General features: G+C 55.8%; 13 protein-coding genes. 7 read left to right on the forward strand and 6 right to left on the reverse strand.

Annotation, left to right across the window (positions count from 1 at the left end):
- Positions 1 to 223: 223 nt before the first annotated feature.
- A complete protein-coding gene (locus AC5RE1_RS07725; RefSeq protein WP_493938547.1) occupies positions 224 to 1,558 on the forward strand; it encodes a citrate synthase in 1,335 nt (444 codons plus the stop codon).
- A 135-nt stretch (positions 1,559 to 1,693) separates the two neighbouring features.
- Here AC5RE1_RS07725 and dapD read toward each other — a convergent pair whose 3' ends face one another.
- Positions 1,694 to 2,677 (reverse strand): 2,3,4,5-tetrahydropyridine-2,6-dicarboxylate N-succinyltransferase, encoded by a 984-nt coding sequence (gene dapD / locus AC5RE1_RS07730; protein WP_493938548.1) that lies wholly within the window; start codon positions 2,675 to 2,677, stop codon positions 1,694 to 1,696.
- Between the two features lie 98 nt (positions 2,678 to 2,775).
- Entirely contained in the window at positions 2,776 to 3,471 is a 696-nt protein-coding gene (locus AC5RE1_RS07735; protein ID WP_103632015.1) for a Maf family protein, read from the reverse strand.
- Positions 3,472 to 3,599: 128 nt separating this feature from the next.
- Between AC5RE1_RS07735 and AC5RE1_RS07740 the strand changes: the two genes are divergently transcribed.
- The 6 genes from AC5RE1_RS07740 to galE all read left to right on the forward strand — a co-directional run bounded on the left by AC5RE1_RS07740 (position 3,600) and on the right by galE (position 9,997).
- On the forward strand, positions 3,600 to 4,655 hold the full coding sequence (locus AC5RE1_RS07740) for an adenylate/guanylate cyclase domain-containing protein (protein ID WP_103632014.1): 1,056 nt from the start codon (positions 3,600 to 3,602) through the stop codon (positions 4,653 to 4,655).
- A gap of 119 nt (positions 4,656 to 4,774) precedes the next feature.
- Positions 4,775 to 5,449, forward strand: a complete 675-nt coding sequence (locus tag AC5RE1_RS07745) for a response regulator transcription factor (protein ID WP_103632065.1) — start codon at positions 4,775 to 4,777, stop codon at positions 5,447 to 5,449.
- A gap of 114 nt (positions 5,450 to 5,563) precedes the next feature.
- Positions 5,564 to 6,889 (forward strand): ATP-binding protein, encoded by a 1,326-nt coding sequence (locus AC5RE1_RS07750; protein WP_285101074.1) that lies wholly within the window; start codon positions 5,564 to 5,566, stop codon positions 6,887 to 6,889.
- A 105-nt stretch (positions 6,890 to 6,994) separates the two neighbouring features.
- Positions 6,995 to 8,143, forward strand: coding sequence for a 5-(carboxyamino)imidazole ribonucleotide synthase (locus tag AC5RE1_RS07755; RefSeq protein WP_493938550.1), 1,149 nt, complete (start codon positions 6,995 to 6,997; stop codon positions 8,141 to 8,143).
- A 118-nt stretch (positions 8,144 to 8,261) separates the two neighbouring features.
- Positions 8,262 to 8,828 (forward strand): 5-(carboxyamino)imidazole ribonucleotide mutase, encoded by a 567-nt coding sequence (gene purE, locus AC5RE1_RS07760; protein ID WP_285084395.1) that lies wholly within the window; start codon positions 8,262 to 8,264, stop codon positions 8,826 to 8,828.
- A 167-nt stretch (positions 8,829 to 8,995) separates the two neighbouring features.
- Positions 8,996 to 9,997, forward strand: coding sequence for a UDP-glucose 4-epimerase GalE (gene galE, locus AC5RE1_RS07765; RefSeq protein WP_179369816.1), 1,002 nt, complete (start codon positions 8,996 to 8,998; stop codon positions 9,995 to 9,997).
- Positions 9,998 to 10,082: 85 nt separating this feature from the next.
- On the opposite strand, the gene AC5RE1_RS07770 is transcribed toward galE, so the two are convergent.
- From AC5RE1_RS07770 to AC5RE1_RS07785, 4 genes are all read right to left on the reverse strand, one after another.
- Entirely contained in the window at positions 10,083 to 11,642 is a 1,560-nt protein-coding gene (locus AC5RE1_RS07770) for an LCP family protein (RefSeq protein ID WP_493938553.1), read from the reverse strand.
- A complete protein-coding gene (locus AC5RE1_RS07775) occupies positions 11,639 to 12,955 on the reverse strand; it encodes an LCP family protein (protein ID WP_103632007.1) in 1,317 nt (438 codons plus the stop codon). The genes AC5RE1_RS07770 and AC5RE1_RS07775 overlap by 4 nt, the downstream gene beginning before the upstream one ends.
- Before the next feature lie 62 nt (positions 12,956 to 13,017).
- The gene (locus tag AC5RE1_RS07780) at positions 13,018 to 13,452 is read right to left on the reverse strand and encodes a DUF2304 domain-containing protein (protein WP_103632006.1); all 435 of its coding nucleotides are present in this window, start codon (positions 13,450 to 13,452) and stop codon (positions 13,018 to 13,020) included.
- Positions 13,452 to 14,132 (reverse strand): glycosyltransferase family 2 protein, encoded by a 681-nt coding sequence (locus AC5RE1_RS07785; RefSeq protein ID WP_101627541.1) that lies wholly within the window; start codon positions 14,130 to 14,132, stop codon positions 13,452 to 13,454. Before AC5RE1_RS07785 ends, AC5RE1_RS07780 begins: the two co-directional genes overlap by 1 nt.
- Between the last annotated feature and the right edge of the window lie 65 nt (positions 14,133 to 14,197).

Below are 14,197 nucleotides of genomic sequence, written 5' to 3' on the forward strand. Positions count from 1 at the left end.
GTTATTGACTAGTCCTTTACAATAACTTTGAAGAAAGTTTAATGTTCTAGCGCTTTACAGGTCGAACAGCGGCGTATAGAGTGACAGAAATAACGGACTTTCGTCCTAAGTGGCGATTGTGGTCGCAGTGAAGCGACTCGTTGAGAACGAAAGCGCTTTCGCGCATTCTTCCAACCTGTGTGCTTGCATGGCTCCGCATTGCCCAACGCGTTAAGGAGTCCTCATGGCCAAGGCAAAAGTGGAATCGGTCGACACTACTCCCGACAGTGTGCTTACCGTCGGGGAAAAGAAGATCGTTCTCCCGCGCACCAGCGCCTCCGTCGGTAATGATGGCTTGAGCGTCTCCCGCTTGCTCGCCGACGGCGACGTAGTCAGCCTCGACCCCGGTTTTACGAACACAGCGTCATGCCAGTCTGCGATTACCTACATCGATGGCGGTGCGGGAATTCTGCGCTACCGCGGTTACCCGATCGAACAATTGGCAAAGCGCTCGTCGTTCCTAGAGGTTGCTTACCTGCTGATCTACGGCGAACTCCCTGATGCCTCCACACTGGAAAGCTTCATTCGCGCCGTCCACCGCCACCGCTTGCTTCACGAAGACTTCAAGGCTTTCTTCACCGCGTTCCCGCACAGGGGCCACCCCATGGCGATTCTCCAAGCGGGTGTCGCAGGCCTGGCAACCTACTACGAAGACACGCTTGATCCGCGCGACCGCACTCAGTTGGATACCGCGCTGGTTCTTCTGCTGGCGAAGGTGCCGACCATGATCAGCTACATCGCGAAGCGCGCCGCAGGCTTGCCACTGCTGTACCCAGACTCGCAACGTAGCTACACCGAAGACTTCATCCGCATGACCTTCGGTATGCCCTATCAGGCGTACGACATTGATCCTGCGATTGTTCGAGCACTCGATATGTTGCTGATTCTTCATGCTGATCACGAACAAAACTGTTCGACCTCGACCGTTCGTCTGGTCGGCTCCTCGCAGGCGAACCTGTATGCATCTGTTGCGGCCGGCGTGGGCGCGCTTGCTGGCCCATTGCACGGTGGCGCGAATGAAGCGGTTCTGCGCATGCTCAATCAGATTCGCGACACAGGTGAGTCGGTTCAGAGCTATGTGGACAAGGTGAAGTCGAAGGCTGAAGGTGTACGTCTGATGGGCTTCGGGCACCGCGTGTACAAGAACTACGATCCGCGCGCGGCTCTGGTGAAGGAAACCGCACACGATGTTCTGTCTCGCCTCGGCAAGCGCGACGAGCTCCTGGATATTGCGATGGAGCTTGAAGATATCGCTCTGAATGACGATTACTTCAAGGAGCGCAAGCTCTACCCGAATGTCGACTTCTACACGGGTCTGATCTACTCGGCGATGGGATTCCCGACCAAGATGTTCACGCCACTGTTCGCACTTGGTCGCCTGCCCGGTTGGATTGCGCAGTACGTTGAAATGACCGAGGATCCGTCGACGAAGATTGGTCGCCCGCGTCAGGTGTACGTTGGCTCGACTGAACGCGACTATGTGCTTCTTCGCCAGCGCTCGGCTCGCGTGATTGACTAACGCGCTGTCGGGTTTGCGCTCGGCGCATAGCCAAAGTCCTTGCCGCGCGTGGACGAGGCCGATCAACTGAACGTCAACGGGGGTGGTAGACCGTGGTCTGCCACCCCCGTGAGCATGAAAAGGATCGAGCCTTCATCAGTTGGTTGCATGTAGCTCATCGTTCAATTCGATGCCCTTGCCACCGCGGGCCAGTGCTTCGATTCGACCCGACTGAGAATTGCGTCGGAACAAGACATTTGATGCGCCTGCAAGCTCGCGCGCTGCAACCGTCCGAGGTTCTGCGAAGAGGCCGTTCGAACCGGGGACGACGCCACCGGATTCCATGACGGCAACCTTTGCTCCTGCGGTCAAGTACAGACCAGCTTCGACGACGCAGTCGTCGCCAAGAGGAATTCCGAGACCGGAGTTTGCGCCGAGCAAGCACCGCTTACCAAGCTTCACGCGCTGGCGGCCACCGCCGGACAGGGTGCCCATTGTGGATGCGCCGCCGCCCACGTCGGAACCGTCGTCGATGACAACGCCCTGAGAGATACGGCCTTCAACCATGGATCGACCGAGGGTGCCGGCGTTGAAGTTCACGAAACCGGCGTGCATGACGGTTGTTCCTTCAGATAGGTAGGCGCCCAGGCGTACGGTTGCACCGTTTGCAATACGCACGCCCTTCGGTACGACGTAGTTCACCATCGGGGGGAACTTGTCGACGCCGATCACGGTGATCGGGTGGCCAAGGTGAGCGCGCATACGCAGACGTGTTTCTTCGAAGTCTGCGACTGCGCACGGGCCCTCGGAGGTCCATACGACGTTGGGGAGGCGAGCAAAAATACCGTCAAGATTGATGGTGTTCGGCTTTTTCATTCGGTGGGAAAGCAGGTGGAGGCGCAGGTAGGAATCCGCAGTGGACTGCGGTTGATCGTCCAGATCTGACCTGCAGGTGACAACCGTGGTGCGAACACCGCGCGCATCATTGTGGCGCTGCATGTGAGTCAGGGTGTCGAGCAGATCTGTGTCATCGCCAGGTTCCATCTGACCCAGGTGTGGGCGCGGGTACCAGACGTCGAGAGTCTCGCCGTTCTTCGTCACTGTTGCGAGGCCAATGCCCCATGCCTGATTCGTATCCATGGGCTTACTGTAAAGCGAGAGTGCCCGCTGTGGGGTGCCCATTCCGCCTTTCGGCAGGTTTGCAAGGTGTGATGAGTGCTCCCAAATGCTGGGAAAGTTCAGCGAGGCTGGCGATGATCCCAGAGATCTGGCCAGAAAACACCAATTTCTTCAGCCATCGTGTGAACCAGTGGGAGTGAAATCCCGACAACGTTGTGGTGATCGCCGTCGACCCCAGCAATGAAGGGTCCGCCAAGACCGTCGATCGTGAAAGACCCCGCAACGTGGAGCGGTTCGCCGGAGTCTACGTAGGCATCAATCTCGGCGTCGCTCATCGAGCCGAATCGGACGATGGTTGAAGTCGAGGCGTGGGTGCGCGCAATCAGAGCGTAGGAATCTAGCGGGGTAGAGGGATCTCGCTCGACGAGCGCTGCGCTATGGCCGGTCCACAGAATTGCTTCGGAGCCTCTGAAAGCTCGGATGCGCTCGCGTGCAATTTCTGCAGTGTGGGGCTTGCCCAGCATCTGCCCGTCCTGCAGCAGCATCGAATCGCACGCAACGACGAGGAGGCGTTCGCAGTGGGCCTCGTCGATCACAATCGTGCCATCGACTAAGCCGGAAATGACCGCACCGCACTTCGCGTCTGCCAGGGTTGTCACCTGATCGCCGGGCGAAGGAACGCCGGCGCTACGCGCGCAGAAGTCGGCGAGCACGAGGTCTTCATCAACGTCGGATATGCGAACAATAGGTGTGATGCCAGCGGAAATCAGAGTTGCTCGGCGAGCCGGTGACTTTGAGGCAAGAAGAAAACGCATAGGTCTATTTTGCCTTTTCAATCGGCAATTGATACATCTTGATAATTGTGTGCAGTAACTGCACGAATCTGTCAAACGTGATGTACGCTACTGAAGTATCTGTGTGGATCTGTATGTGAAGGGGAGAGATGGACAGCGCTGTGCCCAATGGCGAAGCTCAAGCTCACCAGTCTCAGTCCCCTACTTCGGACGACCATCAGACCGTTAAACGCTACGTTCCCCGCCTTTTGGGCGGTCCTCTGACGATGAGTGCCGACGAGCTCGCCCAGCACGCTGGTACTACCGTTGAACAAATCAATGACTTTTGGAATTCACTGGGATTCCGCCCCCCTGAGCCTGGCGAAAAGACGTTCACCGAACGTGATCTGGACGTGTTCGTCTCGTGGAACGACATGATTGATTCACAGGCGATTGACACGGCAACCAGCCATTCGCTTCTGAGGGCGAATTCCCACTTGGCCGATCGTCTAGCGCTGTGGCAGTGTGAAGCGCTTGTTGAAGACGCGGTGCGACGCCTAGGCTTGGATGACACGACGGCTCGCCTCTACGTTCTAGACCATATGAAGGACCGTGTCGAGGCATTCGAGAGGATGTTCATTCACTCGTGGCAGCGTCAGATGGAGGCATTGCTGTCGCGCTTGGATAAGGAAGTGTCCCAGCGCGGTCACGAGAACTCCAAGGCTCGGTTCCCACTCAATCGTTCGTTGGGCTTTGTCGACATGGTGTCCTACACGTCCTCGTCGACAATCCTGGGTGGTGAGGTCGTCGAACTGATCGAGCACTTTGAAGCCGAATCGCGTCAGGCGATCACGCAGGCTGGCGGTCGCGTGGTGAAGACGCTGGGCGATGCTGTTTTGTACATTGCCGACGATCTTGAGACCGGTTTGAACGTGATTTTTTCGCTGATTGAGCGCTTGAATGCGGATGATACGATCCTTCCTGTTCGTGCATCTTTCGTCCGTGGCGATGTCTTCTCACGTTCGGGTGACGTGTTCGGCCCGACGGTGAACTTGGCTTCTCGTTTGGTTGATATTGCGCCGGTCGGTCAGATTTTGACGGACCCAGCGACCGCTACTGCCGTTGCTTCGAAGGCGGGGGATGGGTATCGCTTGGAGGAATTCCCCTCCGCGGACCTCCACGGATTTGGTCCGGTTTCCCCCTACTTGCTGACGCTCCAAGACTAGGGGTGCCGCTTTTAGGTACGAGGCCGGGCACTTTGACGTGCATGAGCTTCTCAACAAACCCGTGTCCAAAAGGTCAAGAAATCTGAAAGAAATTATCTTGAAAGTATATGATGGGGTACGTGACTACTGTTCTGCTCGTTGAAGATGATCCCGCGATCAGCGAACCTCTCGCTCGCGCCCTTGGCCGCGAGAACTACGAAGTGCGTGCGCACGGCACCGGTCGTGGCGCACTCGCTGAAGTAGATGGCGCTGACCTCGTTCTGCTTGACCTTGGCCTTCCAGACATGGATGGTCTGGATGTCGCGCGTGAAATTCGTGCGTCGGGAAAGAGCGTTCCGATTCTGATCCTGACGGCGCGCACTGATGAAGTCGATATGGTTGTTGGCTTGGATACCGGCGCCGATGATTACGTGACCAAGCCTTTCCGCCTTGCAGAACTTCTTGCGCGCGTCCGTGCTCTTCTGCGTCGCACGGGAACCGAAAGCGTCGAGGGTGACCTGGGCGCTCAGGATGTTCGCGTTGATGTGAACGCTCACCGTGCTTTCGTTGGTTCAACAGAATTACAACTGACGGCGAAGGAATTCGACCTGTTGCGCGTACTGCTTCGCGACGCGGGAAGCGTTGTCGAACGTGACGCTCTGATGCGTGAGGTCTGGGGATCGGACCCGACAGGATCCACGAAGACTCTGGACATGCATGTCTCATGGCTTCGTCGAAAGCTTGGCGATGATGCGACCAAACCGCACTACATCACCACCGTCAGGGGTATGGGCTTCCGTTTCGAAGTTCGCTGACACACTGACAACCTTATGGGGCCCGCGGCGAATCCTTCGCCGCGGGTAACCTATTTCAGGGGAACGATCTGACAGCATCGCTTCGCCGGGAATCGTAGGGAATGAAAGGGACCCATGCGTAAAAAAGCCGTTCGCATGATTGTCACCGCTGTTGCAGTGGTGTGTTTCCTGATGGGTATTCCCGGTGCGGTCGCAACCTCCACCATTGTGTGGAACTCTGATTGGGATCGCGTCCAATCCCGGGCACAGACGATTGTGAACACAATCGATCGTCGTATAGCGACTGGTGCAGATGTCGATCAAGACACGGTCACTTCTTTGGCGAAACCAGTGACCGACATGCAGGGGAATGCCTATATCAGTGTGAACACGCGCCAACACGGACTGATGCTTGCCGGGGAAAAACCCCGGGGAATGTCGTTCGTCGTGCATGCGTCATCCACGGCGGGAACGTCGATCCGCATGGAAGTATCCGCAGAACAAACGCTGAAACGTATCGCATTCGTGTTCGGAATCTTTATTGCCGGAATCGCAGTGTGCCTGCTGGTTGGTTTAGCCCTTGCCCTCCGCTTTTCACGCCAGCTATCCGCGCCCCTCATCTACCTGGCAGCCCACGCTGAGCAGGTCGGTGCGGGCCAGGTTCGTGCTCAGGTCAAACCTTCGGGCATCGAAGAAATCGACTTGGTCCAAGAAGAACTGTCGCGTACCAGTGAACGCATGGCGGGCAGGCTAGCTGCCGAACGTCAGTTCGCAGCCGATGCGTCACACCAGCTTCGCACTCCACTGACTGCACTTTCCATGCGCCTCGAAGAGATTGAAATGATCTCCACTGAACCCGAGGTACAAGAAGAAGCTCGCAACTGTCTCGAACAGGTCGAACGCCTCACGGGCGTTGTGGCTGAACTCCTTGATGCGAACGCCCGAGCATCTGCGCAAACTGAAGCAATCCACATTCTTGAAGCGTTCAACACACAGCGCGAAGAATGGGAATCCGCGTTCGAAAAAGCCGGGCGCAGCCTCGTATTCACCGACGAAGCTGAACTGCCGTTGCTTGCCGACGCCAGCAAGCTTTCCCAGGTCCTTGCCACATTGATTGAAAATTCGCTGAACTACGGTGAAGGCACAACCCTGGTCGTCGCACGGAAGTCGGCGAACAAGCGCGGAGTCATTATCGAAGTCTCAGACGAAGGATCGGGTGTCGCCGATGATCTTGCTCCCGATATTTTTGCCAAGGGAGTTTCCGGCCACGGTTCGACGGGGATCGGCTTAGCGCTGGCGAAAGACCTGACTCAAGCGATGGGTGGGCGTCTGGAACTGACACAGAACCATCCTCCGGTTTTCACCGTTTCGCTTTCTGCGATTCCTGCTTCGATGGACCCGGATCACGTCATGCCACAGGGATCGGTTGTCTCGATGGGGCGTCGTTCTCGTCGCTTCTGAAATTGGCGTTGCTTTCGCGCGCATCCCAAAGGAAGAACAATGAGGCTCTGACGTCGCCGTGAACGTAGGTGCGCCCATAAGCCCCTTGCGACTAGATTAAGAGCCATGGATCAAGCCAAGGACACTCGTCCGGTTGTTGCAGTAATTGGCGGTGGGCAGCTTGCCCGAATGATGGCGGAAAGTTCGATCGCCCTCGGCTTTGAACTTCGTGCGCTTGTTGAAGCCTCGGATGGCGCAACAGGGCAGGCACTCGCCACGTCGATCGTCGGAATGCCAGGCGATACCTGCGCCGTTGCACAGCTGATTGACGGCGCGGATGTGGTCACGTTCGAACACGAACATATTCCGGCTTCGGTCTTTGACGCCGCCGAGGGTCACCTTCCAGCAGAGCCCCCGCGAACCGCGTTGCTGTATGCCCAAGACAAACTTGCAATGCGCGAAAAGCTGACCGAGCTGGGCATTCCATGTCCCCGTTGGGCGAAAGTGTCCACCCTTGAAGAACTCGCCTCTTTCGGTGATGCTGGCACGTGGCCGATCGTCGTGAAGACTCCGGTCGGCGGATATGATGGCCACGGTGTACGAGTGATTCACCAAGCTGAAGACGCCGTCGATTGGCTTGCCAAAGGAACTCTTCTTGCCGAAGACTGCGTCCCCTTCACCTCAGAAGTCGCCTCCCTGAGCGCACGTACTCCCTCCGGTCAGATCGCATCCTGGCCGGTCGCATCCACCGAACAGGTGGACGGAGTCTGCTCCGTGGTTACCGCGCCTGCTCAAGGCCTGACTGAGGAAACACGTGCCCAGGCCACATCGATTGGTGAAACGGTCGCGCGTGAACTTGGCGTCACGGGTGTCCTAGCCGTCGAAATGTTCGTCGTCGGACAAGGAAGCGACCAGCACGTCCTTGTGAACGAGCTTGCGATGCGCCCACACAACACCGGCCATTGGACGATCGATGGGGCGTTCACCAGCCAATTCGAACAGCATCTTCGCGCTGTCCTTGACCTGCCCCTCGGTTCAACAGACCTCGTCAATCCTGGAACACACGCGGTCATGGTGAACCTGCTTGGCTCCGAATTCGTCGACCCAGCACGCCACCTTGCCTCTGCGCTCGCAGACCACCCGCGCGCCAAAGTGCATCTCTACGGCAAAGAGGTTCGCCCCGGGCGCAAACTCGGTCACGTCACCGTCGTCGACAAGGACCCAGCCGTTGCGCGCGCCGAAGCTGAAGCCGTTGTCGCCACTCTGCGTGGCTAACGCTCACGTTTCGCCTCTCGTTCTTCGTCATCGACGAGGCCGGGTGGCACTCACACCCCCGATCCGTAATCATGCCCGCATACATGACCCATTGACCGTTTTAGTGAAGGAGCCATCGATGACAACCGAAACACACCAGCTCGATATCACTCTGACAAAGACCGGAGACAACCCTGCAGTCGGTATCGTCATGGGATCCGATTCCGACTGGCCCACCATGGAACCCGCTGTTGCTGCGCTCGCAGAATTCGGTATCGCCTGCGAGGTGGGTGTGGTCTCTGCACACCGTATGCCCGAAGACATGGTTGCGTACGGGCGAAGCGCTTCCGCTCGAGGTTTGCGCGTCATCATCGCTGGCGCAGGCGGTGCGGCGCACCTGCCGGGTATGCTCGCAGCCCTTACGGAACTTCCAGTCATCGGTGTTCCCGTTCCTCTCAAACACCTTGATGGTGTCGATTCCCTGCACTCGATCGTCCAGATGCCGGCAGGCGTTCCCGTTGCTACGGTTTCGATTGCCGGTGCGCGCAATGCTGGCCTTCTGGCAGCACGAATCCTTGGAGCAGGTGAAGGAGCCCAGGCCGAGAAACTGCGCGCCCAAATGCGTCAATTCCAAGTTGCTCTGCGCGACGTTGCAACGGCAAAGGGGAGCGCCCTAGCTGACACAGTGAAAGCTTCGTTGAGCTAAGCATTAACGCCAAGACAAACGTGGCTCCGCAAGATTCCCGCGGGCATCGTGGCTCGCACTGTGTGTGACGGAAGTACGACCTAGCTGGGCCTCGCCAATAGGTGGACAAAGGCGGAAGAAACCGACGAAGTCCTTTGAGGCGGCTATACGGCGACTAGGATGAGAGCATGAGCATTCTTGTCACTGGTGGCGCTGGATATATCGGATCCCACGTAGTCCGACTGCTATTGGAACGAGGCGAAAAGGTCATCGTTGTCGATGATCTTTCAACGGGCACAGCATCAAGGGTAGAAGGCGCAAAACTCATCACTCTTGATATCGCTACCGATAGCGCAAGCACAGATCTTGCGAACGTCATGCTGGATGAAGACGTCACTGCCGTTGTTCATTGTGCAGCACGAAAGCAGGTAGGGGAGTCGGTTCGACGCCCCATGTGGTACTACCAGCAGAACATTGGTGGCCTCGCGAACGTCCTTCGCGCCATGAACGATGCTGGTATTGAACAGATCATCTTCTCATCGTCAGCCTCTGTTTACGGAATGCCGGACGTTCATATCATTAGCGAAGATACCGAATGCCATCCGATTAATCCCTATGGTGAAACGAAGCTTATAGGCGAGTGGATGATGCATGACTGCGAGGTCGCATGGGGCCTCAAATGGATCGGGTTGCGCTACTTTAATGTTGCCGGTGCTGGTTGGGATGATCTAGCAGATCTGGCAATCTTGAACGTGGTTCCGATGGTTCTCGATCGTGTTGAACGCGATGAGCCCGCCAGGATTTTCGGATCGGATTATGACACTCCGGACGGTACATGCGTTCGCGACTACATCCACGTTCGAGATCTTGCAGAAGCTCATATCGCTGCCCTCGATGCTCTTGCTGATTCTCGTCCACTTCAACATAACGTCTTCAACGTTGGAACCGGGAGGGGCACTTCTGTCCGCGAAATCATTGACGGACTGCGCCGTGTTGCCGGTTGGGATTTCGAAGTCGTTGAGGAATCGCGGCGTGCGGGTGATCCCCCCGTCCTTGTTGGGGACGCAACACGGATCAGTGAAGAACTCGGTTGGGTAGCACGCCATACGCTTCACGATATTTTGGAGTCAAGTTTTTCCGGCTGGCAGGCCGGACCTCGCCGTATCGACGTGACAAAGTACATGAAGTAAGTCTTCGATTACTTGCGGTGTGGGGGATGATCGTTACGACCATCCCCCACACACCGTTGCATGATCTTCAGCTTGAAACTGAGAATTAACCGTTGATGATATTGAAATCTTCGATGGAGAGTGAGCCTGAACGCAGCTTCTCAAAGAAATCAGGGGCTGTTGTTCCTTCAAGAAGGACAGCAGAGGTGCCCATATCAGTCTGATAGTTAACCTCGTCGATTGGGGGCGCACCGATCAATCCGTTATTCGATGCAGAGCGGAAGGCCAAAACAAGCTTCGCAACATCGACAACGGACGAATCCTCATCAACAGTGAAGGACTCAGAGCCAGCTCGCTCAAGGCGTAAAGTACGTGCAGGGTTAACAAATGTTTCGGTGCTTGCGGACTTGTCAATAACTTTTGAAATCACCTGACGTTGCCGCTCAGCACGACCAATATCGCCCTTCGGATCCGAGTAGCGCATACGTGAGAAGGCGAGGGCTGTCGTCCCATCAACGTCGCTACATCCAGCTTGCCAGACAAGCCCAGAAGGATCATCGCTGACATCACCGTCGAAACATACATTGATTCCGCCAACGGCATCGACAATATTCGCAACGCCACCCATGCCGACCTGAACATAGTGATCAACGTGCAATCCGGTCAGATTTTCAACTGTCTGTGTCAGCAGATTTGCTCCACCATATGCGAAAGAAGCATTGATCTTGTCCCAGCCATAGTCGGGGATCTCCACGTAGCTGTCGCGCGGGATGGAGAGGGCTGTTGCTTGACCATTCTGAGCGACGTGAACCAACATAATGGTGTCCGAGCGATCATTCCCGTCAAAATCATCCTGCACTGCGCCGTCTGCGCGGGAATCAGATCCCGCTAAAAGATAGGTTGTACCGGGCGTGTTCGCTCCGCTTGTCAAAGCGTTTGTTCGACCAAGGTGAGAATTAGCATCCCACACCAAAAAAGCTCCCCACGCAACGATCAGGACAAGAAGGGCGACCACAAGGGAGACGAGTTTGCGTCCCCAATGAGCAGAACGTTTCTTTGGTGCTACAGGGTGACGAAGTGACGCTTTCGAAGAGACAGCGTTCGTTGATTGACCCCGTGGTTGAAAGCGCTGAACAGAAAACGTGGTTGTTGACATTCCACGTTGGCGAGATTCCTGAGTAGGTGGAGTATGAGTGATCCCGCTAGGCTTCGACATCGTGCGACCCGGAGTATAAGCAGGGGGATTTGCTGTTTGCCGATGCTCGCTTGAATCTGAGTTTCGCCCCACGCGATGTTTGCGTCCGGGAGCAAAAGATGGAGGAAGATTTTCAGCAGGTTGGTCAGCGGTTGTTGGGAGCAAAGAACGCTTCGGCATCTGTTCATCTGCTGATTCTGATCCGATTCGCCACGCATGCGGTTCGGCATCGTCTGCCGCAATACCGCTGACACGAGGGCGTTCACGGAGCCGAATAACGGGGCGCTGAAGAACCTGATCCTTCGAATCTGCTCCCGATTCTGAGGACGAAATAGCTCGCTGTTCGACAGAGAGGCGAGGAATGCCCGGAGAATCAGGGTGGCGTGTCTCGCCATTCACCTTCTTTACATCCGCGCGTGTAGGACGCTTTCGACCAGATGAAGGGACGAAAGAGGGAGGTTCGGTGCTCATCGGTTCGGGGGACAGGTTGCAGGGACAGGTTGAGCGGTGTCGGTGGAAGCAGATGATGCAGTACCTGACACGGCAGTCGTGTCAGATTCATCTTGTTCTTCAATGACTCCGCCGGAAGAGGAGGAAGAAGCCTGAGCAACTGATTGAGTGGAATCAGCAGGTGCGTCTTCATAAGGGATCGTCATTTGAGCCCCGGTCCCGTCGGTGTACTCTGTACCGCCCGGTAGCTGAGTGTCAGTTGCTAATGCCTGCCACAATGGTCGCGAAAGGTATTCAATCTCAATCACTCGGTTGGGATCCTCGGGGGCTTCAGCCCACGGCATCGTTGTGAAGCGAATGTTCGATGCCTGCAACTTCAGCATGGAGGCAAACAGACCGGCATCAGCGTTAATGTCGCCGAAGTTCGGTGACACTGTAAGAGAAGCAATTGCTGCCTGAACGAAAGAAATCAGGGCGGGGAAATCAGTAATAAAGTTTCGGGACAAAAGTTCACGAAGCGCTGCCGCGATCAGCTGTTGCTGGCGTCCAATACGAGAGATATCTGAACCGTCGCCGACATTTTTACGAGCGCGCGCGTACGCTAGCGCGCTATTCGCGTCGAGGTACTGGCACCCTGCCTCAAGATCGAGACCGGACGCGGGATCGTACATTTCTTCAGGAATATCTAGCCACACGCCACCGACAGCATTGATCAACCCTTTAAAGCCGGTGAAGTCAACAACAATGAATCCGTCAATCGTTAAACCAGTCAGTTCTTCGACCGTTGCTTTGGTACAGGCAACGCCACCTGCCAGATCGTTTGTGCCGGCACCCATTGCAAATGCTGAGTTAAACATTCCGTAGTACGACGACGTAATCGAACCATCTGAACGCATACACGAAGGGATATGGGTCAGAAGATCGCGAGGAATGGAGACAAATGTGACTTCCGAACGATCGGCGGAAATATGGGCGATCATCGTCGTGTCGGACTGAATCGTCGTCAGTTCTTCGGCGTCACCGTAGTCAGAGCTTTGGTTATAGCGTGAGTCGACACCGGAGACAAGAATATTGATCGGTTGTCCCACATAAGCATCGATGAGCTTCATTGGTTCTGGTTTGGTGGATTGAGGTGCCTCAAGCGCGGAAATATCCAGCGACGCGTTCTTTACCTGATTGGCAAGGCTCCGATAGACGAAAGCCGCAGTGGAGCCAACGAATAGCGTCACGGTCAAAAGAGATGCGAGCACGGTTCGCAGAACACCAAAACGGAAGGGGTTCCGTGCGGCATGCTGAACCAGGTTTGCCCGATTCTTCAACGTTTTTTTACTCATCGGTGTCGATCGTAGCGTGAATAGAAGCGTTTTCGGCGGTTGGGCACCCAAAAGTGGCGTTTTTAATCGCCCGTGTTGTTCAGAGTGGTACTTGGCTCACTTGAGGGATTCCCGGGCTCGTCGGTGGTGTGAGTATGCGTCGTCAGAGGGGATTCGCGCGAAGGTGGGTCGTTGCGAAGCGCGACTTGGCGGGCAAGAAGAGTGATTCGTTTTTCCAGCGCCATGGAATTGCGATACGACGCGCTCATCTGGGCGAGTACACAGATAATGAGGGCGTAGACCAAAAGGTTAATGCCCCGTTCTACACCGACAACCCGCGCAATCTGGTTCAGAAGTGGCGGATACACAATTGTGATGATGGCAAAGATAACGATGACGAGGATCAGTAGCCGTTGGGCGGCAAGATGCGATTGGCTTTGAACTGGGCGAACCAGTAGCCACGTGACAAGGGCAAGACCGATGATCAGTAGGGCGCGGATAAGAAAATACTCTGTCATCATCGCTCCCACATAAGATCAACAAGAATATTGACGCCGTTTAAAAGGGATTGTCCCTTAGCTTGCGAATAGTCCGAATACGTGATGTGGACCGGGTACTCAGCATAAGGCAAGTGAGTGCGTGCCAACTGAGAATTAATCTCCGAGGCGTGTGCCATGCGGTTGTGATGCAGGTGCACGTGGCTAAAAGCATCACGGTTCAGAGCTCGAAGCCCGTTGTGTGCATCCGACAGACGAAGCCCCCCGAGTAGACCGGAAATGAATGCCACTGTTCTTAGCGCAACGCGACGTAGTAGCGGAACGGACTTGCCGTGTCTTCCTAAGAAACGAGATCCAAGCACGAAACCCAGCTGATTCTCTTTCCCGTATTCCACCATTGAACGAGCATCTTTCGGATCGTGTTGACCGTCAGCATCAAAAGTGACAATCCAGCGCGCCGATGTATGAGTCTTCACCCATTCGATTCCTGTTTGCAGAGCTGCGCCCTGACCAAGATTGATCGGGTGGGTAATGACAGTGGCTCCATGTGAGCGGGCGACCTTGGCAGAATCATCGTTTGACCCGTCGTCTACACAGAGAATCCGAGAAAAATAAGGCATCAAAGCATCGATAACGGTGCCGATCATCTGTCCCTCGTTGTACGTAGGGATGATGATCCACGTATCGTCATCAATCCTCATGACCGCTATTCTCGCACTCTTATATGCAGCGTGGCGACGTGAGTGTATGGGGATGAAGAGCATTG

Source organism: Actinotignum sp. usb-actsch-rep-73, from assembly GCF_059082735.1.

What these genes read in the sequence shown, in the direction of transcription:
- AC5RE1_RS07755 (WP_493938550.1), top strand. Translation starts at nt 6,995, where the DNA reads ATGGATCAAGCCAAGGACACTCGTCCGGTTGTTGCAGTAATTGGCGGT.
- AC5RE1_RS07725 (WP_493938547.1), top strand. Translation starts at nt 224, where the DNA reads ATGGCCAAGGCAAAAGTGGAATCGGTCGACACTACTCCCGACAGTGTG.
- AC5RE1_RS07785 (WP_101627541.1), bottom strand. Translation starts at nt 14,132, where the DNA reads ATGAGGATTGATGACGATACGTGGATCATCATCCCTACGTACAACGAG.
- dapD (WP_493938548.1), bottom strand. Translation starts at nt 2,677, where the DNA reads ATGGATACGAATCAGGCATGGGGCATTGGCCTCGCAACAGTGACGAAG.
- AC5RE1_RS07775 (WP_103632007.1), bottom strand. Translation starts at nt 12,955, where the DNA reads ATGAGTAAAAAAACGTTGAAGAATCGGGCAAACCTGGTTCAGCATGCC.
- AC5RE1_RS07735 (WP_103632015.1), bottom strand. Translation starts at nt 3,471, where the DNA reads ATGCGTTTTCTTCTTGCCTCAAAGTCACCGGCTCGCCGAGCAACTCTG.
- purE (WP_285084395.1), top strand. Translation starts at nt 8,262, where the DNA reads ATGACAACCGAAACACACCAGCTCGATATCACTCTGACAAAGACCGGA.
- AC5RE1_RS07750 (WP_285101074.1), top strand. Translation starts at nt 5,564, where the DNA reads ATGCGTAAAAAAGCCGTTCGCATGATTGTCACCGCTGTTGCAGTGGTG.
- AC5RE1_RS07780 (WP_103632006.1), bottom strand. Translation starts at nt 13,452, where the DNA reads ATGACAGAGTATTTTCTTATCCGCGCCCTACTGATCATCGGTCTTGCC.
- galE (WP_179369816.1), top strand. Translation starts at nt 8,996, where the DNA reads ATGAGCATTCTTGTCACTGGTGGCGCTGGATATATCGGATCCCACGTA.
- AC5RE1_RS07770 (WP_493938553.1), bottom strand. Translation starts at nt 11,642, where the DNA reads ATGAGCACCGAACCTCCCTCTTTCGTCCCTTCATCTGGTCGAAAGCGT.
- AC5RE1_RS07740 (WP_103632014.1), top strand. Translation starts at nt 3,600, where the DNA reads ATGGACAGCGCTGTGCCCAATGGCGAAGCTCAAGCTCACCAGTCTCAG.